This window comes from Citromicrobium bathyomarinum (assembly GCF_021021475.1).
GTDB classification, from domain to species: Bacteria; Pseudomonadota; Alphaproteobacteria; order Sphingomonadales; family Sphingomonadaceae; genus Alteriqipengyuania; species Alteriqipengyuania bathyomarina.
On sequence record NZ_JAINWL010000001.1, the window covers coordinates 252,939 to 276,434 of the forward strand.

The following is a 23,496-nucleotide window of genomic DNA, read 5'->3' on the forward strand; positions in this document are numbered from 1 at the left end:
CGGGGATTTTATGGCAGGTGTTCGATCCGTCGGTGATCGGCAGGCGTTACAAATAGAGATTTCGGGCGGGTCGCAGCGCACCAGGATCACCGCACATCCGGACCACAGCAATCGGGGCGGGCGTACGGGATGACGGCAATGTGGAAAGGTTCAGGGGCCAAGCCACCCCTGGCAGCGCGGATCAACCCGCGCTGGTCCGACGAGGAAATTCCGCGTAACGTCGTCGCCGATCTGGCCATGCGCCCCAGACTGCATCCCCACGTCATCACCTTTGCGAACGAAAAGGGCGGCGTCGGCAAGTCGACCCTGGCCTTCCATGTCGCAGTCGCGCTCGCCCATGTTGGCCAGCAGGTCGTTGCGGTCGATCTCGACCGGCGCCAGCGCACGCTCGAACGCGGGCTGACCTATCGCGAGGGCACCGCCAACAACCTTGGCATCAGGCTGCCGACACCGCAGTTCGCCGTGCTCGAACAGCCGAGCACGGCGTCGCTTTTTCAGACCATCAACCGGTTGGGCGGCGACGCGGATTTCGTGATTCTGGACGCCGCCGGATCTGACTCGGCGATCTTTCGTCGGGCGGTCGCGCTTGCCGACACGCTGGTGACGCCAGTCAACGCGTCGTTCCTCGATCTCGAACTGCTCGGGCATCTCAACCCGGTCAGCGGGGTGCCCGAACGGGCCGGCTGCTTCGGCCAGACGGTCGCCTCACTGCGCGAAGAGCGATTGACGCAGGAAATGGGCCCGATCGAGTGGATCGTGGTCAAGAACCGCGTGCGCAGCGCAGAAAAGCGCCACATAAGCAGAGTCGACGACGCGCTGGAACGGCTCTCGATCGCGCATGATTTCCGGATCGGTCAGGGCCTGACGGAGAGGGTGGCGTTTCGTGAACTGTTCCAGTTCGGCCTGACCCATCTCGATCTCGGGCTGATCCCCGACATGATCCGGCCGCAGGAATCGAGCCGCAAGGAGATTGCGAGCCTGCTCGACGATCTCAACCTGTCGTTCGACAAGCGGGAGCGCACGTCTGTGAGCAACCGACCCACAGCGCGCGTGCTGCGCCGGACGCGGCAGGATTTCCGCGCGGCGATCAGCAACGCACTATAGCCTAGGCAGCGCGCGATTGCCCGCCTGCCAGGTGAATCCGGTTACGTCCGCTTCGCTTCGCACAATAAAGCGCCTGATCCGCAGCAGCGAGAGCCTCGCGCGGATCGGCGCACTGCAGCACATCGGCTATGCCGCCTGAAAAGGTCACCATGCCGAACGGCTTTTCTGTACGCCGATTGACCATTCGCCGCGATGCAAGCGCTTCGCGCGCTTCATCAAGCTGAGCGAGTGCCTCTTGTGGCTCCACGCCCCTGAAGAGCAGAACGAATTCCTCGCCCCCATGCCGCGCGATGTAGCAGTCTTTCGTGCAAAGACTCGACAGCGTCTCTGCAATCTCGCGAATGATGCGGTCGCCCGCTTCGTGGCCGTGTGTGTCGTTGATCGCCTTGAACTGGTCGATGTCGCAAAAGGCCACGCTCAGAGGCTCGCCCGTGTCCTGCGCCTCGAGATAGGATGTTTCCAGAACTTCTTCGAAGGCCCGGCGATTGGGCAGCCCTGTGAGATAATCGACCTGCGCATCGTGCCGAGCGCGGTCCAGATTCTTACGCAGCTTGGCCGTTTCGCGCTCGCTCGCTTTCAACTCTTCCTCGGTCTGGCGCGACCGCGCGATCATCGCCTCGGCAAAATTCGAGAGCGTGGAGATCAGCTCTGCAGTGTCGCAAGGCCCCTGCAGGTCATCGACCCGCCGCTCAAGCTCGTCGCCATAGTCGGAGGTCGCCCGGCGCATCGACGTGGACGTGCGCGACAGCTCGTCGATCCCGCGCTCCATATCCTTCGCCAGGTCCTCTATCGATTTCTTGCCAGCAAAAGGGTCGACCGCGGTCACCTCTTCGAGCCATGTCTGGGTGATCGGTTCGCCCTGTTCGCGACGCCACTCGATCCTGCGTGCCAGTCGTGGATTGATGCCCGAACAGGCTTCATGCGCCGCAAGCAGGTTGGACGGAGTGACCTCAAGATCACTCTCGATCAGGAAGTTGCTGATTTCGTCCAGCAACCGACGACGCGCACGCGGATCGAGTTGCGCAGATGCCGGCATTTCGGAGTTTTCTGCCACCAGACGCGGCCACCGCAGGCGCGGCAGCCCGATTCGCTGCAACAAGGTCGCTACAGGTTGGTTCGCCTCTATCGTAGGGTTCGTCGCCATGCCCCTTTATGGCGCGAAGAAGCTTTAATCGATGCTAACCGCACGAAGAATTTTTACCCGTTTTGGAACGGTCACTTAGACAAAACCGAAAGAAGTCGGGCTGTGAGTCGCACAATTTCTTGCGTGCGAATCACGTATCCATGTGGCGCAGCCCGACGCGCAGGTAATCGTAGCCGGTCACACAGGTCAGGACTGCGGCAACCCACAAGGCGCCCAGCCCGGCCCACCGGATCGGTTCGATCTCGTGGAACACCCCGGCCAGAATCAGCGTGCCCAGCGCGATCAGCTGCAGCGTGGTCTTCCACTTGGCGAGCTTGCTGACCGGGACCGAAACCTGAATTCCGCCGAGAAATTCGCGCAGACCCGACACGATAATCTCGCGCATCAGAATGATAAGCCCCGCAATAACGTGGGCGTCGCCGACGATCGGCCCCGTGAGCCCGCCTTTGGCGGTCAGGATCAGGATTACCGCCGCAACCATGATCTTGTCCGCGATCGGGTCCAGAAACTGGCCCAGCTTGGACACGGTCCCCTGCGAACGGGCGAGCATGCCGTCGAAATAATCGGTTATCGCCGCTGCGCAGTACAGCACGAAGCCCAGCGCATACCCGAGTTGCCAGTCCGGCCACCACAGGAACAGGACGAGCAAGGGCACGGCGAAAATCCGCGACAGGGTGAGCAGGTTGGGAAGTGTCAGCATCTCTTGGTGAATGCCCCTAGTCGATGCAGGCTCCCAGAAAAAGCGTCATCACCCTTTGCGCATGCCGCTGGCCTGTTCTAACGCGGCGCAGGCAAGTGGTGCGGCCAAGCGCGCCGGAGTGGATTTATGACGACGTTGAGATTGCTGCGACGGCGGCGCTTTCTGCCGCTGTTCTGCACACAGCTGCTCAACGCTTTCAACGACAATCTCTACAAGACCGCGATGGTCCTGTTCGTGGTTTACGCCGTTTACAGCGACCCCGAGACGGAAACCGTCTTCAGCGCGATCGCGACCGGGCTGTTCATCGGGCCGTTCATCCTGGTGTCCGCGATCGCCGGCCAGCTGGCGGACATGCGCGACAAGGCGAAGATCATCCGCACGGTCAAGCTGTGCGAGATCGGCATCATGACCATCGGCGCAGCGGGGCTTTTCCTGGCCTGGCAGGATACGCTGGTGCACAGCGTGGCGGTGCCCCTGATGCTGTTTGCGCTGTTTCTGGCAGGGCTGCAATCGACCTTCCTCGGGCCGATCAAATACGCGATCCTGCCCCAGCATCTGCGCAAGACCGAGGTGCTGGCGGGCACCGGCCTGGTCGAGGCGGGCACCTATGTCGCGATCCTGTTCGGCACGATCATCGCAGGCTGGATTCCGGTGGAGGCGGCGATGGTGGCCATCATCATGACCGCGCTGGTCGGTTACGCGATGAGCCGCCAGATTCCGGCAGCCCCGGCGCTGGGCGAGATCGAACCGATCGACTGGAACATCCTGCGCTCTTCCATCGCGCTCATCCGCTCGGTCCGGAAAGACCGGGTCGTCTGGCTGGCCACGCTTTCGATCAGCGTGTTCTGGATGGTCGGGGCGATCCTGTTCATCCAGTTCCCTCCGCTGGTGAAGAACGTGATCCACGCCAACAAGGAAGTCGCGACGCTGTTCATCGTGATGTTTTCGATCGGGATCGCGATCGGATCGGTGGTGATCAATCACCTGCTGAAGGGCGAGGTTTCGGCCCGCCATGCCCCCGCAGGGGTGGTGGCGATGGGATTTTTCCTCGTCCTGTTCTACGTGTTCGTGCGCCAGTGGCCGACCGGCCTCGAAGGCCCCTTCCTGACCGTGCCCGAGTTTCTGACCTACCCGCTGGCGTGGGTTTTGCTGGTCAACCTGCTGATGATCTCGGTCGCCGGGGGCATCTTCGTGGTGCCGCTTTACGCCTTCCTGACCACCCGGGTGGCAGGGAACATGGCATCGCGCACCATCGCTGCGACCAATGTGATCAGTTCCAGCTACATGGTGTTCGGATCGGTGCTGGCCTTGGTCATGACCTACCTCGGCATATCGATCGCAGAACAGCTGCTCGCCAGCGTGGCGCTATGCCTGATTACCTGCTGGATGGCCCGCAAGCTCCACGCCGAGGAGCATCTGCCGAGCGTCCACCTCGACTAGAAGATGAACATCAGCGCGCCAGCAAGGCACACGACATAGGCGCCGAGAAAGCCGGCCCAGTCGCTTCTCCCGAAGGACCAGCGCGTGCGCCGGACCATCAGGTCGCGCCTCAGATCGGGCCGCACGGGCAGCGAGGCGCGGAAAGGGTGCCGCGCCGATTCGTTGGTAAGGACAAGCGAACGTCTCATGCCAACGAGGCTTAACCTTTTGGTAAGGATTGGCGAGCGGCCCCTCCCACCCGTCCGCCGGTGGGACACTGCCCGCGTTGGAGCGTTAACGCGCCGGACGATTGCCCACCGCCGCAGCGCGCTCTAGACGCGGGCGGATGGCTGACCACAAAACTCCGCAGGCCGCGCGCCTGCTCGTCGATTGCCTTGCTGCGCAGGGTTGCGATCGCATCTTCACCGTCCCGGGCGAGAGTTTTCTCCCGGTGCTCGACGCGCTGGTCGACGTACCGCAGATCAATGTGACGACCTGCCGGCAGGAAGGCGGCGCGGCGTTCATGGCCTGTGCCGACGGCGCGATGAATGCTGCGGGATCGGGGCGGCCCGGCGTTGCCTTCGTCACCCGCGGGCCGGGCGCGACCAATGCCAGCATCGGGGTGCATGTCGCCATGCAGGACAGCCAGCCGATGATCCTGTTCATCGGCGACGTCGGGCGCGACATGCGCGATCGCGAGGGCTTTCAGGAGATCGACTTCCCGGCATTTTTCGCGCCGATCTCCAAGTGGAGCGCGCGGATCGACCGGGCAGACCGGATTCCCGAATATATCGCGCGTGCCTATGCCACCGCGATCTCCGGGCGGCCCGGCCCGGTGGTGCTCGCCCTGCCCGAAGACATGCTTTACGACGCGACCGAAGCGCTTCCCCGGGCGGCGGTGACGCGGCCCGCGCAGGCACCCTGCCCCGATGCGATGCAGGCGATGATGGCGCTGATCGGCGATGCCGCGGCGCCGCTCGCGATCATCGGCGGAGCGGGCTGGAACACCAAATCCCGCGAGTATTTCCAGCTGTTTGCCGAGCGTCTGGGCCTGCCCGTGGCGACAGCGTTCCGGCGGCAGGACGCGATTTCGCCGTCCTCTCCGGTCTACGCGGGGAATTTGGGCTATGGCCCGAACCCCAAGCTGGTCGAGCGGGTCAATGCGGCGGATCTGCTGCTGGTGGTGGGCGCTCGGCTGGGCGAGGCAACCACCGACGGCTACCGGATCCCGCCGCTGGAGGACAAGGAGCGCACGCTGATCCACGTCCATCCCGACCCCGCGGAAATCGGCAGCGTCTACCCAGCCGACCTCTCCATCTGCGCCAGCATGGACGAATTCGCAGAGAGCGCGGCGCTATGGGCGGGCGAGGATCCGCTGCCATTCGACGCGGGTGCACAAGCGCACCAGGAATGGGCCGAGTGGGCCACAGCGACACCGAGCGACACCTACCCCCTCGACCTCGCGGCCTGCGTGCAGTTCATGCGCGATACGCTGCCCGCCGATACGATCATCTGCAACGGTGCGGGCAATTTCGCCGGCTGGTGGCACCGCTACTGGCGTTACGAGGGCTATCCCAGCCAGCTCGCGCCGACCTGCGGCGCGATGGGGTATGGCGTGCCCGCAGCGGTCGCGGCGGCGCAGCGTTTTCCGGAGCGGACCGTGGTCGCCGTGGCGGGCGATGGCGATTTCCTGATGAACGGACAGGAACTGGCGAGCGCGGCGCAGGCGGGCTGCGATCTTCTGGCGATCGTGGTCGATAACAGCGGCTACGGCACGATCCGGATGCATCAGGAGCGCGAGTTTCCCGAGAGGGTTTCTGCGACCCGGCTGGTCAATCCGGACTTCGCTGCCTTCGCCGCGAGTTTCGGCGCGTGGAGCGCGAGTGCGACCACCACGGATGAGTTCAAGGACGCGCTGGTCGAAGCCAAGGGGCGCAGTGGTGTGCGGCTGATCCACGCGAAGATCGACATCGAGCAACTCGCCGCGAGCGGCGCGACCGTCAGCGGGCTGCGCGCCAAGGCCTGAGCGGACCGAATGAGCACAAACGAAAAGGACGGCACCGCGATGGTACCGCCCTTTTCTTCGTTTTCAGCACGTGACGATCAGATGTCGTCGCCGAGCGCGCCCTGGACTTCACCCTTGGCCTGCTGGGCCTTGCCCTTCACTTCCTGACCGCGGCCTTCGGCGCGCGTTTCGGGATCGTTGGACTGCTTCTTGGCCTTGCCAATCGCTTCGTTGACGTTCCCTTCGACCTTGCTCTTCAGTTCACCCATCATCTTTCTCCATTTCGTGCGTCGGCATCATCGCCGATGTAATAAAGAAACAGAGAAACAGGGGCTTACGTTCCCTTTAATAGTGCTGAATGCGCCCAAGCGAGTGCCACTTGCGACCAGAGCTTCGTAACGCTCCACCTATCATAATTTCGGAACCAATGGCGGCTGTCGGAATGAGCGGAAAGCGCCTCAGACTCCTGCCATGGAGAGGATCAGCGACCATTCGTCTGGCATCACCTCGGCCACCGACAGGCGCGAGAGCTTGACCAGCTGCATATCCGCCAGCTGGGGCTCCGCTTTGACCTGTTTCAGGGTCACGACGTTGGGCAGCTTGGTCTTCGGCTTCACGCGCACCGCAGCCCACTTGCCCGTCTCGTCGGTCGGGTCGGTCATGTGGGCCTCGACGATCTCCACGATGCCGACGATCTCGCGCCCGATATTGGAATGGTAGAAGAACGCCTGGTCGCCCACCTCCATCGCAGCAAGGTTGTTCTTGGCCTGATGGCTGCGGACACCGTCCCACACGCCGGTGCCTTCCTTTTCCAGATCGTCCCACCCGTAAACGTCGGGTTCCGATTTCATCAGCCAGTAGCGCAATGTCTGCTCCCTTGAATCTGTGGCGTCCTCTGGGAGAACGCATGATCGTGCCTAGGGTCCATGGCACGCCTGCGACAATCGGTGCGACTTTCGCACGGCGCATTTACCCGATTTTCAAGACCTGCTGCCAAAAGTGAGTCGAACCGGACGGGAAACCCCATTCTCAGGATGAAGATTGCCACGCCTCATGGGTGACAAGGTCAACGATCTGCCCCGCCTCGACAAGGCGCAGCGCGACGTGGTGATGCTGGGCATCGCCACGGCAGCCATTATCCTGTTCGTCGGCATCGGCGGCACGGTGATGCCGCAGGTTGCCCGGCACTGGCTCGACAGCAGCGCCGCACCGCCCGACACTGCACTGGTCAATGCCCTGCTCCTCAATATCGCGCTGATCATCTTCGGCTGGCGTCGCTATGTCGACCTGCGCAAGGAGATCGAGCAGCGCCGGGAAGCGGAAAAGGAAGCGCTCCACCTTTCGCAGATCGATCCACTGACCGGCTGCCTCAACCGACGCTGTGCGACCGAGAGGCTGATGGAAGCGCTCGCCGCGATGGCGGACACCCACCGGGCCGTGGCCTTCGTGATGATCGACCTCGACGGGTTCAAGGAGATCAACGACCAGAACGGCCACCAGGCCGGCGACGAAGTGCTGCTGGAAGTGTCGCGCAGGCTCAAGGCGATCGCCCCGTCGGAAGGGCACTGTGCCCGCCTGGGAGGCGACGAATTCGCCTTCATCATGCCGCTCGAGAACGAAGACCCGCACAGTCTCGAACTTTGGGCGTGCGAGATGACAGGCAATGTCGCGCGCCCGATCCAAACCGAAATGGGCGCGCTGGAGGTGACCATTTCGGCCGGCATCGCGGTGCACCGGCCGGACCAGAGGATCGACAATCTGGAAGGCGCGGCGCGCAAGCTCATGCATCGGGCCGACCTGGCGATGTACCACGCCAAGAAGGAAGGCCGGAACCGGTTCTGCTGGTTCGATCTGTCGATGGAGGCGGAGGCACGCCTGCGCCGCGAGATGGAGGTGGCGATTCGCGCCGGGCTGGAACGCGGCGAGTTCACCCCTCATTACGAACAGCAAATCGATCTGGAGACCGGCCGACTGGTCGGTTTCGAAATGCTCGCCCGCTGGAACTCGGCGGAACTCGGCGAAGTCAGCCCGGATATTTTCATTCCGATCGCGGAAAATTGCGGCCTGATCGGCCCGCTGTCCGAAATGCTGATCCGCCGCGCGCTGATCGACGCCCGGAGCTGGAGCCCCAGCCTGACCCTGTCGATCAATATTTCTCCGGTCCAGCTGCGCGATCCGTGGCTGCCGCAGAAATTGCTGAAGCTGCTGCTGGGCAGCGACTTCCCGGCCAACCGGCTGGACGTGGAAATTTCCGAAGCCTGCCTGCAGGAAAACCTCGCCGCGGTGCAGACGATGATCGTCAGCCTCAAGAATCTGGGCGTGCGCGTCAGCCTCGACGATTTCGGCACCGGCTTCGCCACCCTCACCCAGCTGCGCACCCTGCCTTTCGACAGGGTGAAGATCGACCGGAGTTTCGTCGGCGAGCTGCGCCGTGTCGCCCAGGCCTCGCCCGACCTCATCAGTGACCGTGCGCAGCAGGACCATATCGTCAACGCGCTGGTCTCGCTTGGTCAGGGCCTGCAGATTCCGATTACCGCAGAGGGGATCGAGGATGCCTCGATCCTCGAAACCCTGCGCGGCATGGGCGAGATGAAGGGCCAGGGCTATCTCTACGGCAAGCCGGAGGATGCTGCAGCCGTGGTCAAGCGCCTGAGCGAGCTCGACATGCTGTCCGAGAGTGCGAAAACCGCAGCCGCGCAACCCGCGCCCGACCCCGGCCATCGCAAAAGCGCCTGACGCTGACGCGGCTTCAGCCGGTGCACGATGCGCGCCCGGCCTTTACGCGGACCCCACCCCGCCATAAGTGCGCAGAACTATGCGCCTTCCCTTCATCAAGATGCACGGCCTGGGCAATGATTTCGTGATCCTCGACGGGCGCGAGATCGACCTGCCCTCACTCGACACCGCGCAAATCCGCGCGCTGGCGGACCGGCATCGCGGGATCGGCTTCGACCAGCTGATCGTGCTCGGCCCGTCGGACGAGGCGGACCTCGCGATGCGGATCCACAATGCCGACGGCGGCGAGGTGGAGGCATGCGGCAACGCGACCCGCGCGGTCGCGGTCCTGCATGGCCAGCCCGCCAGCATCGCCACCGCCGGCGGCACGCTGCGCGTGCGCCCAGGCGAGAACATGGCCGAAGCCGCGATGGGCCGCGCGCGGTTCGACTGGCAGGACATCCCGCTCGCCTACGCGATGGACACGCGTGAGATGCCGCTGGGCTGGGACAGGCTCGAACGGCCGAGCGCGGTGAATGTCGGCAACCCGCACATCGTGTTCTTCGTCGACGACGCGCGCGCCGTGCCGCTGGAGACGCTCGGGCCTGAGATCGAGACCGACCCGCTGTTTCCCGAACGGATCAACGTCAATGTCGCGCAGATCCTGTCGCGCAAGGCGATCCGGCTGCGTGTGTGGGAACGCGGTGCCGGGCTCACGCTCGCGTGCGGCACCGGGGCCTGCGCCACCGCGACCGTCGCCTATCGCCAGGGGCTGATCGATGCCGAGGTCGAGGTGACGCTGCCCGGCGGAACGCTGACCATCCGCCACGACGAGGAAGGCGGCATCCACATGGCCGGCCCTGCCAGCGAAGCGTTTCGCGGCACCTTCGAGCTGGACGATTATTCTTGAGCGAAACCCGTGTCATATCTCTCGGCTGCCGCCTCAATCATGCCGAGAGCGAGCGGATCGCCGCGCTGGTAGAGGCGCAGCCCGATCTGGTGGTGGTCAATTCCTGCTCGGTCACGCGCGAGGCGGTGCGCCATACGCGGCAGGCGATCCGGCGTGCGCGCAAGGCGCATCCGGCAGCGCGCCTGCTGGTGACCGGCTGCGCCGCGGAGACCGAGCGCGAGGCGCTGGGTGCGATGGAAGAGGTCGACGGGTTCGTCGCCAATGAAGCCAAGCTCGACGCGCGCAGCTGGAACGTTCCCGAGCCCCGCGTGGCGCTTCGCCAGCAGGGCACCCGCGCCTTCATCGGCGTGCAGAACGGCTGCGACCATGCCTGCACCTTCTGCAGCATACCGGCGGGGCGCGGCACCAGCCGGTCCGACGATATCGCCACCGTGCTGCGCGCGGTCGAGGCGCGGCTGATCGAGGGCACGCAGGAAGTGGTGCTGACCGGGGTCGATCTGACCTCCTGGGGCCACGATCTGCCGGGCGAGCCGCGACTCGGCGCGCTGGTCTCTGCAATTCTGGCTGAATTCCCGCAATTGCAGCGCCTGCGCCTGTCCTCGGTCGACGGGATCGAGATCGACGATGCGCTGTTCGATCTGATCGCAGACGAGCCGCGGGTGATGCCGCACCTGCACCTCTCGCTCCAGCATGGCAGCGACCTGATCCTCAAGCGGATGAAGCGTCGGCACCTGCGCGGCGACGCGGTGGATCTGGTCGCGCGGCTGAAGGCGCGGCGGCCCGAGATCGCGATCGGCGCGGATCTGATCGCCGGCTTCCCGACCGAGACCGACGCGCATCATGCGGACAATCTCTCGATCATTGCCGAATGCGGGATCGTTCACGGACATATCTTTCCCTACTCGCCCCGCGCGGGCACGCCTGCCGCGCGGATGCCGCAGGTCGATGTCGCCACGATCAAGGCGCGCGCTGCCGAATTGCGTACCGCCGTGCGCCGCAGCCGCGATGGCTGGCTCGCCAGCCTGATCGGCCAGCGCCACACAGTGCTCGCCGAGAAGGACGGCAGCGGTTACACCCCGCACTTCGCGCGCGTCGCCTTGCCCGAAGGCACCGCGCCGGGCACCATCGCCTCCATTACCCCCACCCGGATCATCGAAGGGATGCTCGCATGAGCGAACAGAGCTCCTCCAGCTGGAGCGACCGCCTGCTCGGCGGCTTTCGCAAGACTTCCGACCGCCTGAGCGAGAATATCGCGCCCGTCAGCCAGACGCGGGGCAACACGCGGCTCGACGACGCCACGCTCGACGAGATCGAGGATGCGCTGATCATGTCCGACCTCGGCCCCGAAGCCGCGGGCCGCGTGCGCGAGGCGCTGCGCGAACAGCGCTTCGGTGCGGAGATTACCGAACGCCAGCTGCGCGAGGCGGTGGCGGAGGAAATCGCCGCGATCCTGCGCCCGGTCGCAAAGCCGCTCGAAGTCACTGCCTTCCCGCGCCCGCAGGTGATCCTGGTGATCGGCGTCAACGGCAGCGGCAAGACCACCACCATCGCCAAGCTCGCGCACCTGTTCATGGAAGACGACTACGAGGTCATGCTGGCGGCGGGCGACACCTTCCGCGCCGCCGCGATCGGCCAGCTGCAGACCTGGGCGGACCGCGTCGGCGTGCCGCTGGTGCGCGGGCCCGAGGGCGGCGATCCCGCCTCCATCGTGTTCGACGCGGTCAAGCGCGGGACCGATGAGGGCACCGACGCGCTGATCGTCGACACCGCCGGCCGCTTGCAGAACAAGCGCGAGCTGATGGATGAACTCGCCAAGATCCGCAAAGTTCTGGGCCGCCTGAACCCCGAAGCTCCGCACGATGTCGTGCTGGTGCTCGATGCGACCAACGGCCAAAATGCGCTCAGCCAGATCGACGTGTTTCAGGAGGTCGCAGGCGTCACCGGCCTGATCATGACCAAGCTGGACGGCACCGCACGCGGCGGCATCCTTGTGGCAGCAGCGCAGAAATACGGCCTGCCGATCCACGCCATCGGCGTGGGCGAACAGCTCGACGACCTGCGCCCGTTCGACCCCGATCTGGTCGCGCGCGTGATTGCAGGGGTGGCCTGACAGGTCGTCATTGCGATTCGCTTTTGCGACCGACCTGAAGCATGGAATGCCGCGCGGCTGCGCCGCTCGCAACGACACGGGAAGACATTGATGACCGACACCCAAACGCCGCCCAAGAAGACCAGATCAGGCTGGCTCAACGTCGCGATCGACTACGGCCCGTTGATCGTCTTCCTGCTCTCGTTCTACCTCTTCCGGCCCGATGGCGATGATTCCGTCGGCACGCTCATCGCCATCATCAAGTCGACCGGCGCCTTCATCGTTGCCGCAATCGCCGCACTGATCGCAAGCAAGCTGCTGACCGGGCAGATTTCCAAGATGCTGATGCTGTCGACCGTGCTGATCGTCGGCTTCGGCGGGATGACGATCCTGCTGCGCGATCCGTTTTATGTGCAGGTGAAGCCGACCGTGCTCTACGCCTTCTTCGGTGTCGTGCTGCTGATCGGCTGGCTGCGCGGCAAGGCGTTCCTCCAATGGCTGCTAGAGGCCGCGTTCGAAGGGCTGAGCCAGGAAGGCTGGCTCAAACTGTCGCGCAACTGGGGCTTCTTCTTCCTGTTCCTGGCGGTGCTGAACGAAGTGCTGCGCATGAACCTGAGCTTCGAGGACTGGCTGTGGTCCAAGCTGTGGGTCTTCATGGGGCTCAGCTTCGCGTTCACCTTCAGCCAGATCCCGATGCTGCTGAGGAACGGCCTCGACCCCGAGCGCAAGGAAGGTCTGGTCGAGGAAGAACCGCCGACGGGCGCCTAGAAGACGGGCGCTTAGAGCTGCGCGTCATCCGCAGGCACGGGGCCGGCCACATCCTGCTCTGCCCGCAGGCCCAGTCGATTGGCCAGCCAGTTGATCGTCGGCCCCTGGATGACGCTCGACAGCAGGACCACGAAGAACACGATGTTGAAGATCGTGAACGCGCTCGGCACCCCCGCAACGATGGGAAACGTGGCGAGCACGATGGGCACCGCGCCGCGCAGCCCCGCCCATGACACGAACAGCTTGGCACGCCAGCCGAACTGGCGGAACGGCGCGAGGCACACGAACACGCTCACCGGGCGGGCGATGAACATCAGGATGAAGGTGATGGCGAGGCCGGGCACGATCACGCCGGTCAGGTTGGACGGCGTAATCAGCAGGCCGAGCGTGAGGAACATGACCACCTGCGCCAGCCACGCCAGCCCGTCCTGAAAGGTCGAGACGATCGTACTCGCGCGGTAGGTCCGGTTGCCTGCGGTCAGACCTGCGACATAGGCGGCGAGGAAGCCGTTTCCGCCAAGGACGGCTGCAAGCCCGTAGGCGATCAGCGCGGCGGCGATGGAAATCACAAAAGCCAGCCCACCGTGGCGGTATTGCGAGCGCTTGAGGATCTCGGGCAGCAGATATCCCGCGCCGAAGCCGACCGCCGCGCCCAGCACCATCTGGAGCAGGAATTGCGGGACCAGCGTGATCGGCGAGAAGTCCGGCACGGTGATGAACATCAGTGCCGCTCCGACGAGGAAGATCGCCATCGGATCGTTGGAGCCCGATTCCACCTCGATCAGCGCTGGGACGTCGCCATGCAGGTCGAGCCCGGTCGACCGCAGGATGGCGAACACCGCGGCCGCATCGGTCGATGCGATGATCGCCCCCAGCAGGAAGCCCTGATACGGGCTGAACCCCAGCAGCAGGTTCGCCGCGAGCGCCATGATCCCCGCACTGATCAGAACGCCGCCAGTGGCCAGCACCAGCGCGGGCGTGGCAACACGGCGCACATCGCGCCAGTCGGTGTCGATGCCGCCGGAGAACAGGATGAAGATGAGGCACGCGATGCCCACGCCCTGGGTCAGCAGGTAATCGTCGAACGCGATCCCGCCGGGTCCATCCACCCCGGCCAGCATGCCGAGGCACAGGAACCCGATCAGCGCGGGCAATCCGAAACGACTCGAAAGCGAGCCCGCGAACACCGTGGCGAGAAGGAGGATGCCCAGGACGAGGAGCGCGACTTCCGGGCTAAGGCTCAGCATAGGCCCGTGAAAGACGATCACCGGCAAGGTGACAAGGGGAAACCGTCGATGCCGTACACCCGCTACGTGCGGATGGCGTCTTGCAGAACTCTAGATCCGCACCTGAGAACCCAGCTCGACCACGCGATTGGTCGGCAGGCTGAAGAACTCCATTGCGCTCGCCGCGTTGCGCAGCATCCAGCTGAAGATCTTCTCTCGCCATACGGGCATGCCCGGCTTGTCTCCCGGCAGCAGCGTCTGGCGGCTGAGGAAAAAGCTGGTGTCCATCATGTCGAACTTGCCGCCGCAACGGCTCATGTGTTTCAGCCCTTCGGGCACGTTGGTTTCGTCCATGAAACCATAGCGCAGCACCGCACGGTAGAAACCGTCGCCGATCTCGGTGAACTCGCAGCGCTGCTCAGGATCGACATAGGGCACGTCCTGAATCTCGACCGTCAGGATCACCACGCGTTCGTGCAGCACTTTGTTGTGCTTTATGTTGTGCAGCAGCGCAGATGGCACACCGGCGGTGCTCGACGCCATGAAGATCGCGGTACCCGGTACGCGGGTGGCACTGTTCTGCGCGGATTTGGCGAAAATCTCGATCGGCAGGGCGACCTCGCCCATCCGTTCGCGCATCAGCTTGCGCCCGCGCGACCAGGTGGTCAGCAGCAGGAAGGCGAAGGCACCGACGACCAGCGGGAACCAGCCGCCCGAGGGCACCTTGGGCAAGTTGGCCGCGAAATATGCCCCGTCGACGAAGACGAACAGCAGGAACACCGGCACCATCAGCCACCATTTCCACTTCCACACCGCGATCAGCAGCACGCCCATCAGCAGCGTATCGATGAACATCGCGCCGGTCACCGCGATGCCATAGGCGCTGGCGAGGTTGGTCGAGGACTGGAACATCAGCACCAGCAGGATGACCGAAACCATCAGCACGTTGTTGACGAAGGGAATGTAGATCTGCCCGCGCTCGGTCGCGCTGGTGTGCTCGGTCGACAGGCGCGGGATGAAGCCCAGCTGGATCGCCTGGTGGGTGATCGAGAACGCGCCGGAAATGACCGCCTGGCTGGCGATGAAGGTGGCAGCAGTAGCGAGAATGACGAGCGGCAGGCGCAGCACGTCGGGGGCCATGACGAAGAACGGGCTCTTCATCGCCTCCAGCGTTTCCGCCGGGTCCATCGCCGCGATCATCGCCCCTTGCCCGAAATAGTTGAGCAGCAGGCAGGGCATCACGAAGCCGAACCAGCTCAGCCGCATCGGGCCGCGGCCGAAATGGCCCATGTCGGAATAAAGCGCCTCCGACCCGGTCACCGCCAGCACGACCGAACCCAGCGCGAGGAAGGCGATGTAGCCGTCGATGAGGAAGAACTGGACCGCATACCAAGGGTTGAGCGCCTGCAGGATATAGGGGTTCTGGACGATCTGGATCGTGCCCAGCACCGCAATCACGCTGAAATAGACGATCATGATCGGCGCGAACAGCTTGCCCACGGCGGCGGTGCCGCGTCGCTGGATCAGGAACAGCCCGACGAGCAGGACCAGCGCGATGGGAATGACCAGCGGTTCCAGCCCGGTGTTGACCACGGTCAAGCCCTCGACCGCCGAAAGCACGGAGATCGCGGGCGTAATCATCGAGTCGCCGTAGAACAGTGCGGTCGCGAACACGCCCAGCACGACCGTCAGGAAGCCCCAGCGCGACTTGCCGATATAGCGCGAGAGCAGCGCGACCAGCGCCAGCGTGCCGCCCTGCCCCTTGTTATCCGCGCGCATCAGGATGGTGACGTACTGGATCGAGACGATGAGCGTCATCGACCAGAAGATCAGGCTGACCACACCATAGATGTGCAGCTTGTCGATGGTGAGGCTGTGTTCGCCCAGAAAGGTTTCGCGGAAGGCGTAGAGCGGGCTGGTCCCGATATCGCCAAAGACCACGCCGACCGCGCCCACAGCGAGCGCCGCCTTCGAGCCGCTGGAGTGCGACTCGGTGAATTTTTCCGGTGCCAGGCCCGGCTGGACGGATGCTCCGCTCATAAAATCTTCGCGATGCTCAACCTGTTGCGGACCCGGCGTCGACGAACCAGTGCGTTTGTCGGGTGCGACGGGCGCGGTTAGCAGTGCCCGTGTGCAAGTGCAACATCGCGCGCGGTTGCGATCAGCGTGTCGGCTCTTGCCCCGGCTGAGCGGGGCCCATCTGCGGCTGCGACCCGGGTGGCTGCATTCCGGGCGCACCCTGCATCGCGGGGCGCTCCTCCATCGCACGTTCTCCGAGCACGCGGATCACGCCGTCCAGCCGCTCCAGCTGCGCAGCGACGTAATCGCGGCCGCGCGCACCTTCGGGTGCATCCTCGACCGCCTGCGCCCAGAACTCGCGCGCCTCGCCCAGTGCACCGCCGCGCATCGAGACGATGCCACGGAAATAGGACGGCGCGGGATTGCCCGGCGAAGCTGCGCGGGCACGCTCGAACGCGTATTCCACCGGCGGCGTGACCCGCCCCTTGGTCTGTTCGGCAAGAGCGAGCGCCAGCGCCAGCCACGCCTCCCCGTCCTCACTGTTTTCGTGCACCCCGTTGCGCAGCAGTCCAGCGGCGTCGCGATGCTTGCCCCGGCGCGAGAACGCATCCGCAGTCACCACGAAGCGCGCGGGCATGATGCCTTCGATATTGTAGAAGCTGCGCCGCAGATCGATCAGCGACTCCGATGTCGGTGAGACCTCGACCTTCGCGGAGCGCGGGCTTGCGGGCAGGTCGGGTGAGCCCTGCCACGCATAGCCCGCCAGCGCGAAGACCAGTGCGGAGGCGATCAGCGTCCACACGCGGCGTCCCTCGCCCGCCACCAGCCAGGCGACGCCGAACGCGGCGAGTGCAAGCACACCGATTGCGATCCAGGTGCCGATCATTCGCCGCGCCTCCCCAGCCGCCGGAACAGGATCGCGCCCGCCACCAGCAGGAACAGCACCGGCAGCGCGAAGAGCGGCCAGGTCGCCGAATCGAGCCCAGGGCGGTAGCTCACGTAGTCGCCATAGCGTTCGACCAGCCAGGCGCGGACCTGTTCGGGGCTTTCGCCCGCCGCAATCCGGCTACGCACCTGATGGCGCATGTCCCCCGCCATCGGCGCATTGCTATCGGCGATAGACTGCGACTGGCAGGTGAGGCAGCGCAGCTCTTCCATCAGCGCCTGTGCGCTCGCCTCCTGCTGCGGATCGGCAAGCTGGGTGTTCGCCAGCGGCGCGGCGGAGGTCATCTGCCCGGCCGGCGGCCCGGCGATGGGTGCGCTGAGCGAGAGCATCGCTGCGGCCAGAAGCGCAAATGGCGTCACTTTGCGGCCTCCCACTTGGCGTAAATGTCGTCGACGTCGCTCTCGCGAATATCGCCGATATGCTGGTGGCGGATGATGCCCTTGCCATCGATCACGAAGGTTTCAGGCACCCCGCTGGAACCGAGCGCCAGCTGCACCTCGGCAATATCGTCGCGCGCGATCGCGGCGTAGGGATCGCCATATTGTTCAAGGAACTGCGCGATTGCCTCAGGCTCGTCGCGGATCGCGATGCCGATGATCGGCACGCCGCGTTTCGCCAGTTGCTCCAACTGCGGAGCCTCCGCGATGCAGGGCACGCACCAGGTCGCCCACACGTTGAGCAGGCGCGGCTGGCCGTCGGCGAACAGGCCCGAGGCGACGCGCGGTGCGTCGTCGGTCGCGCCGGGCAGATCGAACGCGGGCAGCGGCTTGCCGATCATCGTGCTGCGGACCAGCGTGTCGCGCGGCTGGGTCAGCTGATAGGCCGCAACGCCCAGGAACAGGGCGAACAGCATCAGCGGAATGATGAGCCAGAGCTTTTTCACAGCAATGCCTTTTCCGCCCGGCGACGGGCCACTTCCTCGCGGATACGGCGCGAACGTGCACTGGCGCGCAGGTGGCCGAAGATCGACAGCAATCCGCCCAGCGCGATCAGCAGCGCGCCGTACCAGATCAGCGTGACGAAAGGCTTCCACCACAGCCGCAGCTGCCAGCGCCCCTCACCCGCCGCATCGCCGAGGATGGCGTAGAACTGCCCATCCCACCGGGTCAGCAGCGCGCTTTCGCTCGTACTTTGCGGGGGATCGGTGAAATAGCGGGCCTGCGGGCGGAGCACGGTGTCGACGCCGCCCCCGGTGATCGCCAGCCGCCCTTCCAGCGCGGTCCAGTTCGGGCCCGCCACGGGGTCCACTTCCTGCAGCGTGACCTGGTAAGGCCCGACCGCAACGCTCTCCCCAGCCTCGACCGCAACCAGTCGCTCGATCGAGAAGGCGGTTTCACTTGCCATGCCGGCAAGGCTCACCGCGACGCCGAAGTGCGCCAGCATCGATCCCCACAGCGCCAGCGGAACGCGTTTGAGCTTGCGCCCGCGCAGCGGCAGCCAGCTGGCCAGCGCCAGCGCAACCGCGATGGCAAGGCCGAGGACCGGCAGCACGCCGGCATCGGTGAACAGCACCAGCACGGTGACAGAGGCGGCCAGCAGCGCGCCGACGATCGCCAGCGGCACCGCAATGCGCGACAGGCTGTCGCGCTTCCAGCGCAGCAGCGGCCCGACCAGCAGGACCAGCAGCATCGGCACGGCGAAGATCGCGCTGACCGGGTTGTAATAGGGCGGGCCGATCGACACGCGCGTGCCCAGCGCCTCGGCCGCCAGCGGGTACAGCGTGCCCAGCAGCACCACTGCCAGAATGCCGCTCAGCATCACATTGTTGAACACCAGCGCGCCCTCGCGGCTGACCAAGGCGAAGCGCTTGCCCTCGGCCAGCGCACCGGCGCGCAGCGCGAACAGCCCGAAGCCACCGCCAACATAGATCGCCAGCAGGCCGAGGATGAAGGCCCCGCGCTCCGGATCGACGGCGAAGGCGTGCACGCTGGTGAGGATGCCGGAGCGGACCAGGAAGGTGCCGACCATGCTCATCGAAAAGGCGACCACGCCCAGCATGATCGTCCAGGTGCGCAGCGCGTCGCGTGCCGCCAGCACGCTGACCGAATGGAGCAATGCGGTCGCGGCGAGCCACGGCATCAGCGATGCGTTTTCGACCGGGTCCCAGAACCACCAACCGCCCCAGCCCAGCTCGTAATAGGCCCAGTAGCTGCCCGCCGCGATGCCGAGCGTAAGCGCGACCCACGCCGCAAGCACCCACGGGCGCATGACGCGCGCCAGTTCGGGGCCCGCCTGGCGCGTCACCAGCCCGGCGACGACGAAGCTGAACGCCACCGACAGGCCGACATAGCCGAGGTAGAGCGTGGGCGGGTGGAACGCGAGCCCGATGTCCTGCAGCAGCGGGTTGAGCCCGGCGCCGAAATCGGCGGGCGGGTTCAGCCGCGCGAAGGGGTTGGAGCTGAACAGCAGGAAGGCAAGGAAGCCGAGCGCGATGAACGCCTGCGCAGCCAGCACCGCCTTCATGAAGCGATCGTCCATCCGCCGCTCGAACAGCGCAACCAGCCCGCCCGACAGGCCCAGGATGGTCACCCACAGCAGCATCGAGCCTTCGTGGTTCCCCCAGGCGGCGGCCAGGCGATAGATGAACGGCTTGTCGACATGGCTGTTGTCCGCGACCAGCGACACGGACAGGTCGGTCACCGCGAACACGCGCAGCAGGCAGGCGAAGGCAACCAGCAACAGCAGGCCCTGCACCACCGCCGCAGGCCGCGCGAGCGCGCTGACCGGATGAACCGCGCCGTCCGCGCCCGCCTCACGCACCCCGAGAACCCCGGCGATGAATTGCAATGCGCAGAGCCCTGCGGCGAGCCACAGGGCAGCAAGACCGATCTCTGCAATCACGGCGTGCCTGCTGCGCTTTCTTCGAGCACTTCGTGCATGGCCTGATCGCTCAGCCCTTCGAGTTCGCGCGGGGTGTAATTCTCATCATGCTTGGCGAGCAGGGTCTCGGCCTCGAAAGTGCCGTTGGTAGCCAGCCGGCCGTTGGCGATCACGCCCGATCCTTCCACGAACAGGTCCGGCACGATCCCGCGATAGGTCACGGGGATCGCATTGCCTTCGCGCCCGGTCACCCGGAAGGCGATGGTCACGCCGTCCGACAGCGTGCGGATCGAGCCCTGCTGCACCATCCCGCCAAGGCGGATCGCGCGGCCCGGCTCTGGCGGGTTCTTGGCGATATCCTCGGGCAGATAGAAATAGTCGGCCTGGCTGCGCAGGCCCCACGCGGCGAGCATTCCTGCCGCGACCAGCACGAGCAGCGCGACGACCACCAGAATCAGCCGCTGATGCTTGGGAGCGAGGCCGGTCTTTTGCGTATTCATCCCTTGCGACCCTTCTGCCGCGCTTCGTCGCGCGCACGCTCTGCCCGGCGCATCCGCAGCCAGCTGAAGATCAGCAGCGCGGCAATCGCCGGGATCGCGATCGCATAGGCGGCGATCACATAGTCCCATTGGGAGAGGGCTTCACGAACCATCAGGCAGGCTCCGCTTCCATCGCGCGGCGGCGCAATCGCGCCTCCGCCTGCGCCTGCGCCAGCAGCGCGCGCATGTTCATCAGCACGGTCGCGGCGAACAGGCAGGTAAAGCCCAGCATCGCGATCAGCATCGGCCACAGAAACACCCCGTCGATGCTGCTGCCGCCGGTGGTGATGCTGGGCGGCTGGTGAAGCGAGTTCCACCACACGACCGAGCGGTTGATGATCGGGATATTGACCGCCCCGACCAGCCCGAAGATCGCGGGCAGGCGCGACGAGGCACCCTCGCGGTCGACCGCCTGGCTAAGCGCAATGTAGGCGAGGTAGAGGAACAGCAGGATCAGCATGCTGGTCAGCCGCCCGTCCCACACCCACCAGGTGCCCCAGGTCGGCCGCCCCCAGATCGACCCGGTGGCGAGGCAGATCGCGGTGAATACCGCACCTGGAATGGCGGCCGCGCGCGCGGCCAGAGCCGCGAGCGGGTGGCGCCAGACGAGCAGCGCAAGGCTCGACCCCGCGATCGTCATCCAGCCAGCCATGCCAAGCCACGCGGTCGGCACATGGATGAAGATAATCCGCACGGTTTCGCCCATCAGGCGGTCGGGCGGCACCATGACGAGCCCCCACACGATCGCGCCCGTCGAGGCCAGCAGGCCCACAACGAGGAGGATCGGTGTCAGCCTTTTCGCGAGACCGAGAAACCGGCGGGGATTAGCGAAACCATGCATGATTTTATCGCCTGCCCCTATGCCGCCCGCGCGGGGTGTGCGCAAGGATTCGTCGCGTTTTTTGCCCGCAGGCCGCGGGATCATCCCCCGGCCAATCGGGGCAGCCGGATCGGATCAGCCGCGGCCGATCAGCTTCTGCGCCATCGCATCGGCGACCTGGTCGGGTGAGGAGCCGCTCGCCTCGCTGTCCTGCCAGATTTTCGTCAGCCGCTCGGGGATCTGCGCGATGCGCTTGCGCACCTCGTTGATGTCGCACGGCGCGCTGTCGCGGCGGCACAGATACTCCATCGTGACGCTGATGATACCGCCCGCGTTGATCACGTAGTCGGGTGCGTAGAGAATCCCGCGCTCGGCCAGTGCGGCACCGTTTCCGGGCCCGGCGAGCTGGTTGTTCGCGCCGCCTGCAACGATCGCGCAGTCGAGCCGGGCAATCCCCTCGTCATTGAGGATCGCACCCAGCGCATTGGGGCTGAACACATCGCAGCCCAGCGACATGATCGCATCGGGAGCGACCACGTCGGCACCCAGTTCCTGCCCCAGCGCCTGCGCGCCGTCGGTATCGATGTCGGCCAGCGTCAGCTTCGCGCCATCCTTGGCGAGCAGGCGAGCGACGCCGCCGCCGACGCTGCCGACGCCCTGCATCGCAACATGCACACCCTCGACGCTGTCGCGCCCCAGCTTGTGCTGCACGGCGGCCTTGATGCCCAGATAGATGCCGAGCGCGGTGAACGGGCCGGGGTTACCGCCCGCCTCGCCTTCCGCGACCGGGAGGCCGGAGACGTAATCGGTCCGCTGGTTGACCGCGACCATGTCTTCCACGGTGATGCCGACATCTTCGGCGGTGACGTATTTGCCGCCCAGAGCGTCGACCGCATCGCCGAACGCGGCGAGCATCTCGGGCGTCTTCCTGCGTTCCGGATTGGCGAGGATCACCGCCTTGCCCCCGCCCATCGGCAGGCCGGCCATGGCGTTCTTGTAGCTCATCCCGCGGCTGAGGCGCAGCGCATCGCGCATCGCGGCGGCAGGCTCGGCATAATGCCAGAACCGCGTGCCGCCCGCTGCCGGGCCGAGATGGGTGGAGTGGAGAGCGATGATCGCGGTCAGCCCCCGCTTTTCGTCATGAACGAAGTGGACGACCTCGTGGTCGTCGAAATCGGGGTCGGTCCAGAAAGCGCTCATCGGCTTGTGCATCATCCCTGCAAGAGTGACCCGGGCTCGCACGAACCCGGCAGCGCCGGTTCTCTCGAACCCTAGACCCGCAGGGGAAAATGGGGCGATCGAGGGGTCTCGAACCCCCGACCTCCGGTACCACAAACCGGCGCTCTAACCAACTGAGCTACGATCGCCATATGCCCCGACGCGGCCACGCCAGGCGCAGGGCAGTTACGTACACGAATCGCCGCGTCAAGAGCGGAACTTGCGTGTGGAGGCTCGCTTGCACGCCGAGCGCGATTTGGGAAGTGAAAAACGCAAAATCATTGTCTTCACGCATCATTGTTGCGCGGCTTGCAAAATAGTCCACCGCTTCGCATGAGGCGCGCATGCGCGATCCGGGCGAATCCGATTCAGACGAACTCGCGGCGCGGGGCATGCAGCGCCTGCCCTTCCCCAAGATCGAGCTGTTGCAGATGCGGCGCTTCCTCGATCCGGATTTCTGCGGGGAGCTGATCGCGATGATCGATGCGGACCGGCGCCCCTCCACCCTCGCCGATCACGACGGCGACATGTATTTCCGCACCAGCGAGACCTGCGATCTGCCGATGGACGACCCGCGCACGCAGCGACTCGAGGCGATGCTGGCGGAACTCTCAGGCATCGACCCCACGCATGGCGAGCCCTTGCAGGGACAGCGCTATGCGGTCGGGCAGGAGTTCAAGGCGCATTGCGACTATTTCAATCCCGACGGGCAGGACTGGGAGAAGTATTGCTCCGTCGCAGGCCAGCGCACCTGGACCTTCATGATCTATCTCAACGAGCCCGAGGCGGGAGGCGCGACGCGGTTCAAGGTGCTCAAGAAGAGCTTCCAGCCCGAAACGGGCAAGCTGCTGTGCTGGAACAACCGCCGCCCCGACCAGTCGACCAACCCCAACACGATGCATCACGGGATGAAGGTGCGCAAAGGGACCAAATACGTGATCACCAAGTGGTATCGCGAGAAGCCGTGGGGCTGGTGAGGCGAAATCCGGAGTGAGGAAACGGCGCTCGACCGTGTGCAAGTTGACTGAGATCAATCTTCGGCCCGCCGCTTCCT

The 23,496-nt window shown here is 65.3% G+C and carries 24 protein-coding genes and 1 tRNA gene; 9 read left to right on the forward strand and 16 right to left on the reverse strand.

Annotation, left to right across the window (positions count from 1 at the left end; all coding sequences use genetic code 11):
- Positions 1 to 138: 138 nt before the first annotated feature.
- Positions 139 to 1,104: a division plane positioning ATPase MipZ gene (locus K7H93_RS01300; protein ID WP_230782051.1), complete on the forward strand. Its 966-nt coding sequence runs from the start codon at positions 139 to 141 to the stop codon at positions 1,102 to 1,104.
- Position 1,105: 1 nt separating this feature from the next.
- Here K7H93_RS01300 and K7H93_RS01305 read toward each other — a convergent pair whose 3' ends face one another.
- Positions 1,106 to 2,140, reverse strand: a complete 1,035-nt coding sequence (locus tag K7H93_RS01305; RefSeq protein ID WP_230782052.1) for a GGDEF domain-containing protein — start codon at positions 2,138 to 2,140, stop codon at positions 1,106 to 1,108.
- Between the two features lie 238 nt (positions 2,141 to 2,378).
- Complete coding sequence (gene pgsA / locus K7H93_RS01310; protein WP_054525867.1) at positions 2,379 to 2,948, reverse strand: CDP-diacylglycerol--glycerol-3-phosphate 3-phosphatidyltransferase; 570 nt, start codon at positions 2,946 to 2,948, stop codon at positions 2,379 to 2,381.
- 126 nt (positions 2,949 to 3,074) lie between these two features.
- Here pgsA and K7H93_RS01315 point away from each other — a divergent pair, with 126 nt between their 5' ends.
- Complete coding sequence (locus K7H93_RS01315) at positions 3,075 to 4,388, forward strand: MFS transporter (RefSeq protein ID WP_230782053.1); 1,314 nt, start codon at positions 3,075 to 3,077, stop codon at positions 4,386 to 4,388.
- Here the strand turns inward: K7H93_RS01315 and K7H93_RS01320 are convergent.
- On the reverse strand, positions 4,385 to 4,576 hold the full coding sequence (locus tag K7H93_RS01320; RefSeq protein ID WP_010239351.1) for a hypothetical protein: 192 nt from the start codon (positions 4,574 to 4,576) through the stop codon (positions 4,385 to 4,387). The two genes, K7H93_RS01315 and K7H93_RS01320, sit on opposite strands and share 4 nt — an antisense overlap.
- Positions 4,577 to 4,713: 137 nt before the next feature.
- Between K7H93_RS01320 and K7H93_RS01325 the strand changes: the two genes are divergently transcribed.
- Positions 4,714 to 6,393: a thiamine pyrophosphate-dependent enzyme gene (locus tag K7H93_RS01325; protein WP_230782054.1), complete on the forward strand. Its 1,680-nt coding sequence runs from the start codon at positions 4,714 to 4,716 to the stop codon at positions 6,391 to 6,393.
- 77 nt (positions 6,394 to 6,470) lie between these two features.
- Here the strand turns inward: K7H93_RS01325 and K7H93_RS01330 are convergent, their stop codons facing one another.
- The gene (locus tag K7H93_RS01330) at positions 6,471 to 6,641 is read right to left on the reverse strand and encodes a CsbD family protein (RefSeq protein ID WP_054524554.1); all 171 of its coding nucleotides are present in this window, start codon (positions 6,639 to 6,641) and stop codon (positions 6,471 to 6,473) included.
- 189 nt (positions 6,642 to 6,830) lie between these two features.
- Positions 6,831 to 7,223, reverse strand: a complete 393-nt coding sequence (locus tag K7H93_RS01335; protein WP_010239348.1) for an EVE domain-containing protein — start codon at positions 7,221 to 7,223, stop codon at positions 6,831 to 6,833.
- A gap of 202 nt (positions 7,224 to 7,425) precedes the next feature.
- Between K7H93_RS01335 and K7H93_RS01340 the strand changes: the two genes are divergently transcribed.
- From K7H93_RS01340 to K7H93_RS01360, 5 genes are all read left to right on the forward strand, one after another.
- Positions 7,426 to 9,108 carry a putative bifunctional diguanylate cyclase/phosphodiesterase gene (locus K7H93_RS01340; protein WP_230782055.1) on the forward strand — a complete coding sequence of 561 codons (1,683 nt, stop codon included), beginning with the start codon at positions 7,426 to 7,428 and terminating at the stop codon, positions 9,106 to 9,108.
- Between the two features lie 79 nt (positions 9,109 to 9,187).
- Entirely contained in the window at positions 9,188 to 9,997 is an 810-nt protein-coding gene (dapF, locus tag K7H93_RS01345; RefSeq protein WP_230782056.1) for a diaminopimelate epimerase, read from the forward strand.
- Entirely contained in the window at positions 9,994 to 11,169 is a 1,176-nt protein-coding gene (locus tag K7H93_RS01350; RefSeq protein ID WP_230782057.1) for a MiaB/RimO family radical SAM methylthiotransferase, read from the forward strand. Before dapF ends, K7H93_RS01350 begins: the two co-directional genes overlap by 4 nt.
- Positions 11,166 to 12,107: a signal recognition particle-docking protein FtsY gene (gene ftsY / locus K7H93_RS01355; protein ID WP_054524005.1), complete on the forward strand. Its 942-nt coding sequence runs from the start codon at positions 11,166 to 11,168 to the stop codon at positions 12,105 to 12,107. Before K7H93_RS01350 ends, ftsY begins: the two co-directional genes overlap by 4 nt.
- Before the next feature lie 90 nt (positions 12,108 to 12,197).
- Complete coding sequence (locus K7H93_RS01360) at positions 12,198 to 12,854, forward strand: inner membrane-spanning protein YciB (RefSeq protein WP_230782059.1); 657 nt, start codon at positions 12,198 to 12,200, stop codon at positions 12,852 to 12,854.
- Positions 12,855 to 12,865: 11 nt separating this feature from the next.
- Here K7H93_RS01360 and K7H93_RS01365 read toward each other — a convergent pair whose 3' ends face one another.
- From K7H93_RS01365 to K7H93_RS01415, 11 genes are all read right to left on the reverse strand, one after another.
- A complete protein-coding gene (locus tag K7H93_RS01365) occupies positions 12,866 to 14,101 on the reverse strand; it encodes a potassium/proton antiporter (RefSeq protein WP_230782060.1) in 1,236 nt (411 codons plus the stop codon).
- 90 nt (positions 14,102 to 14,191) lie between these two features.
- Positions 14,192 to 16,120 carry a potassium transporter Kup gene (locus K7H93_RS01370; protein ID WP_230782063.1) on the reverse strand — a complete coding sequence of 643 codons (1,929 nt, stop codon included), beginning with the start codon at positions 16,118 to 16,120 and terminating at the stop codon, positions 14,192 to 14,194.
- A 121-nt stretch (positions 16,121 to 16,241) separates the two neighbouring features.
- Entirely contained in the window at positions 16,242 to 16,985 is a 744-nt protein-coding gene (locus K7H93_RS01375) for a tetratricopeptide repeat protein (RefSeq protein ID WP_010239332.1), read from the reverse strand.
- Entirely contained in the window at positions 16,982 to 17,374 is a 393-nt protein-coding gene (locus tag K7H93_RS01380; protein WP_230783138.1) for a cytochrome c-type biogenesis protein, read from the reverse strand. The genes K7H93_RS01375 and K7H93_RS01380 overlap by 4 nt, the downstream gene beginning before the upstream one ends.
- Positions 17,375 to 17,400: 26 nt before the next feature.
- Positions 17,401 to 17,928 (reverse strand): DsbE family thiol:disulfide interchange protein, encoded by a 528-nt coding sequence (locus K7H93_RS01385; protein WP_230782064.1) that lies wholly within the window; start codon positions 17,926 to 17,928, stop codon positions 17,401 to 17,403.
- Positions 17,925 to 19,886, reverse strand: a complete 1,962-nt coding sequence (locus K7H93_RS01390) for a heme lyase CcmF/NrfE family subunit (protein ID WP_230782066.1) — start codon at positions 19,884 to 19,886, stop codon at positions 17,925 to 17,927. Before K7H93_RS01390 ends, K7H93_RS01385 begins: the two co-directional genes overlap by 4 nt.
- Entirely contained in the window at positions 19,883 to 20,365 is a 483-nt protein-coding gene (gene ccmE, locus K7H93_RS01395; protein WP_010239323.1) for a cytochrome c maturation protein CcmE, read from the reverse strand. The genes K7H93_RS01390 and ccmE overlap by 4 nt, the downstream gene beginning before the upstream one ends.
- The gene (locus K7H93_RS01400) at positions 20,362 to 20,517 is read right to left on the reverse strand and encodes a heme exporter protein CcmD (RefSeq protein ID WP_156313776.1); all 156 of its coding nucleotides are present in this window, start codon (positions 20,515 to 20,517) and stop codon (positions 20,362 to 20,364) included. Before K7H93_RS01400 ends, ccmE begins: the two co-directional genes overlap by 4 nt.
- The gene (gene ccmC / locus K7H93_RS01405; protein ID WP_029140593.1) at positions 20,517 to 21,245 is read right to left on the reverse strand and encodes a heme ABC transporter permease CcmC; all 729 of its coding nucleotides are present in this window, start codon (positions 21,243 to 21,245) and stop codon (positions 20,517 to 20,519) included. The genes K7H93_RS01400 and ccmC overlap by 1 nt, the downstream gene beginning before the upstream one ends.
- Before the next feature lie 114 nt (positions 21,246 to 21,359).
- On the reverse strand, positions 21,360 to 22,424 hold the full coding sequence (locus tag K7H93_RS01410) for a Leu/Phe/Val dehydrogenase (RefSeq protein ID WP_230782068.1): 1,065 nt from the start codon (positions 22,422 to 22,424) through the stop codon (positions 21,360 to 21,362).
- 90 nt (positions 22,425 to 22,514) lie between these two features.
- Positions 22,515 to 22,591, reverse strand: a tRNA-His gene (locus tag K7H93_RS01415).
- A 195-nt stretch (positions 22,592 to 22,786) separates the two neighbouring features.
- Here K7H93_RS01415 and K7H93_RS01420 point away from each other — a divergent pair.
- Positions 22,787 to 23,419, forward strand: coding sequence for a prolyl hydroxylase family protein (locus K7H93_RS01420; protein ID WP_230782070.1), 633 nt, complete (start codon positions 22,787 to 22,789; stop codon positions 23,417 to 23,419).
- The last annotated feature ends 77 nt before the right edge of the window (positions 23,420 to 23,496 follow it).

Bases quoted from the DNA above. Each gene is read 5' to 3' on its own strand.
- K7H93_RS01300 (WP_230782051.1), top strand. From the start codon at position 139: ATGTGGAAAGGTTCAGGGGCCAAGCCACCCCTGGCAGCGCGGATCAAC.
- K7H93_RS01305 (WP_230782052.1), bottom strand. From the start codon at position 2,140: ATGCCGGCATCTGCGCAACTCGATCCGCGTGCGCGTCGTCGGTTGCTG.
- pgsA (WP_054525867.1), bottom strand. From the start codon at position 2,948: ATGCTGACACTTCCCAACCTGCTCACCCTGTCGCGGATTTTCGCCGTG.
- K7H93_RS01315 (WP_230782053.1), top strand. From the start codon at position 3,075: ATGACGACGTTGAGATTGCTGCGACGGCGGCGCTTTCTGCCGCTGTTC.
- K7H93_RS01320 (WP_010239351.1), bottom strand. From the start codon at position 4,576: ATGAGACGTTCGCTTGTCCTTACCAACGAATCGGCGCGGCACCCTTTC.
- K7H93_RS01325 (WP_230782054.1), top strand. From the start codon at position 4,714: ATGGCTGACCACAAAACTCCGCAGGCCGCGCGCCTGCTCGTCGATTGC.
- K7H93_RS01330 (WP_054524554.1), bottom strand. From the start codon at position 6,641: ATGGGTGAACTGAAGAGCAAGGTCGAAGGGAACGTCAACGAAGCGATT.
- K7H93_RS01335 (WP_010239348.1), bottom strand. From the start codon at position 7,223: ATGAAATCGGAACCCGACGTTTACGGGTGGGACGATCTGGAAAAGGAA.
- K7H93_RS01340 (WP_230782055.1), top strand. From the start codon at position 7,426: ATGGGTGACAAGGTCAACGATCTGCCCCGCCTCGACAAGGCGCAGCGC.
- dapF (WP_230782056.1), top strand. From the start codon at position 9,188: ATGCGCCTTCCCTTCATCAAGATGCACGGCCTGGGCAATGATTTCGTG.
- ftsY (WP_054524005.1), top strand. From the start codon at position 11,166: ATGAGCGAACAGAGCTCCTCCAGCTGGAGCGACCGCCTGCTCGGCGGC.
- K7H93_RS01360 (WP_230782059.1), top strand. From the start codon at position 12,198: ATGACCGACACCCAAACGCCGCCCAAGAAGACCAGATCAGGCTGGCTC.
- K7H93_RS01365 (WP_230782060.1), bottom strand. From the start codon at position 14,101: ATGCTGAGCCTTAGCCCGGAAGTCGCGCTCCTCGTCCTGGGCATCCTC.
- K7H93_RS01370 (WP_230782063.1), bottom strand. From the start codon at position 16,120: ATGAGCGGAGCATCCGTCCAGCCGGGCCTGGCACCGGAAAAATTCACC.
- K7H93_RS01375 (WP_010239332.1), bottom strand. From the start codon at position 16,985: ATGATCGGCACCTGGATCGCAATCGGTGTGCTTGCACTCGCCGCGTTC.
- K7H93_RS01380 (WP_230783138.1), bottom strand. From the start codon at position 17,374: ATGCTCTCGCTCAGCGCACCCATCGCCGGGCCGCCGGCCGGGCAGATG.
- ccmE (WP_010239323.1), bottom strand. From the start codon at position 20,365: ATGAATACGCAAAAGACCGGCCTCGCTCCCAAGCATCAGCGGCTGATT.
- K7H93_RS01400 (WP_156313776.1), bottom strand. From the start codon at position 20,517: ATGGTTCGTGAAGCCCTCTCCCAATGGGACTATGTGATCGCCGCCTAT.
- ccmC (WP_029140593.1), bottom strand. From the start codon at position 21,245: ATGCATGGTTTCGCTAATCCCCGCCGGTTTCTCGGTCTCGCGAAAAGG.
- K7H93_RS01410 (WP_230782068.1), bottom strand. From the start codon at position 22,424: ATGAGCGCTTTCTGGACCGACCCCGATTTCGACGACCACGAGGTCGTC.
- K7H93_RS01420 (WP_230782070.1), top strand. From the start codon at position 22,787: ATGCGCGATCCGGGCGAATCCGATTCAGACGAACTCGCGGCGCGGGGC.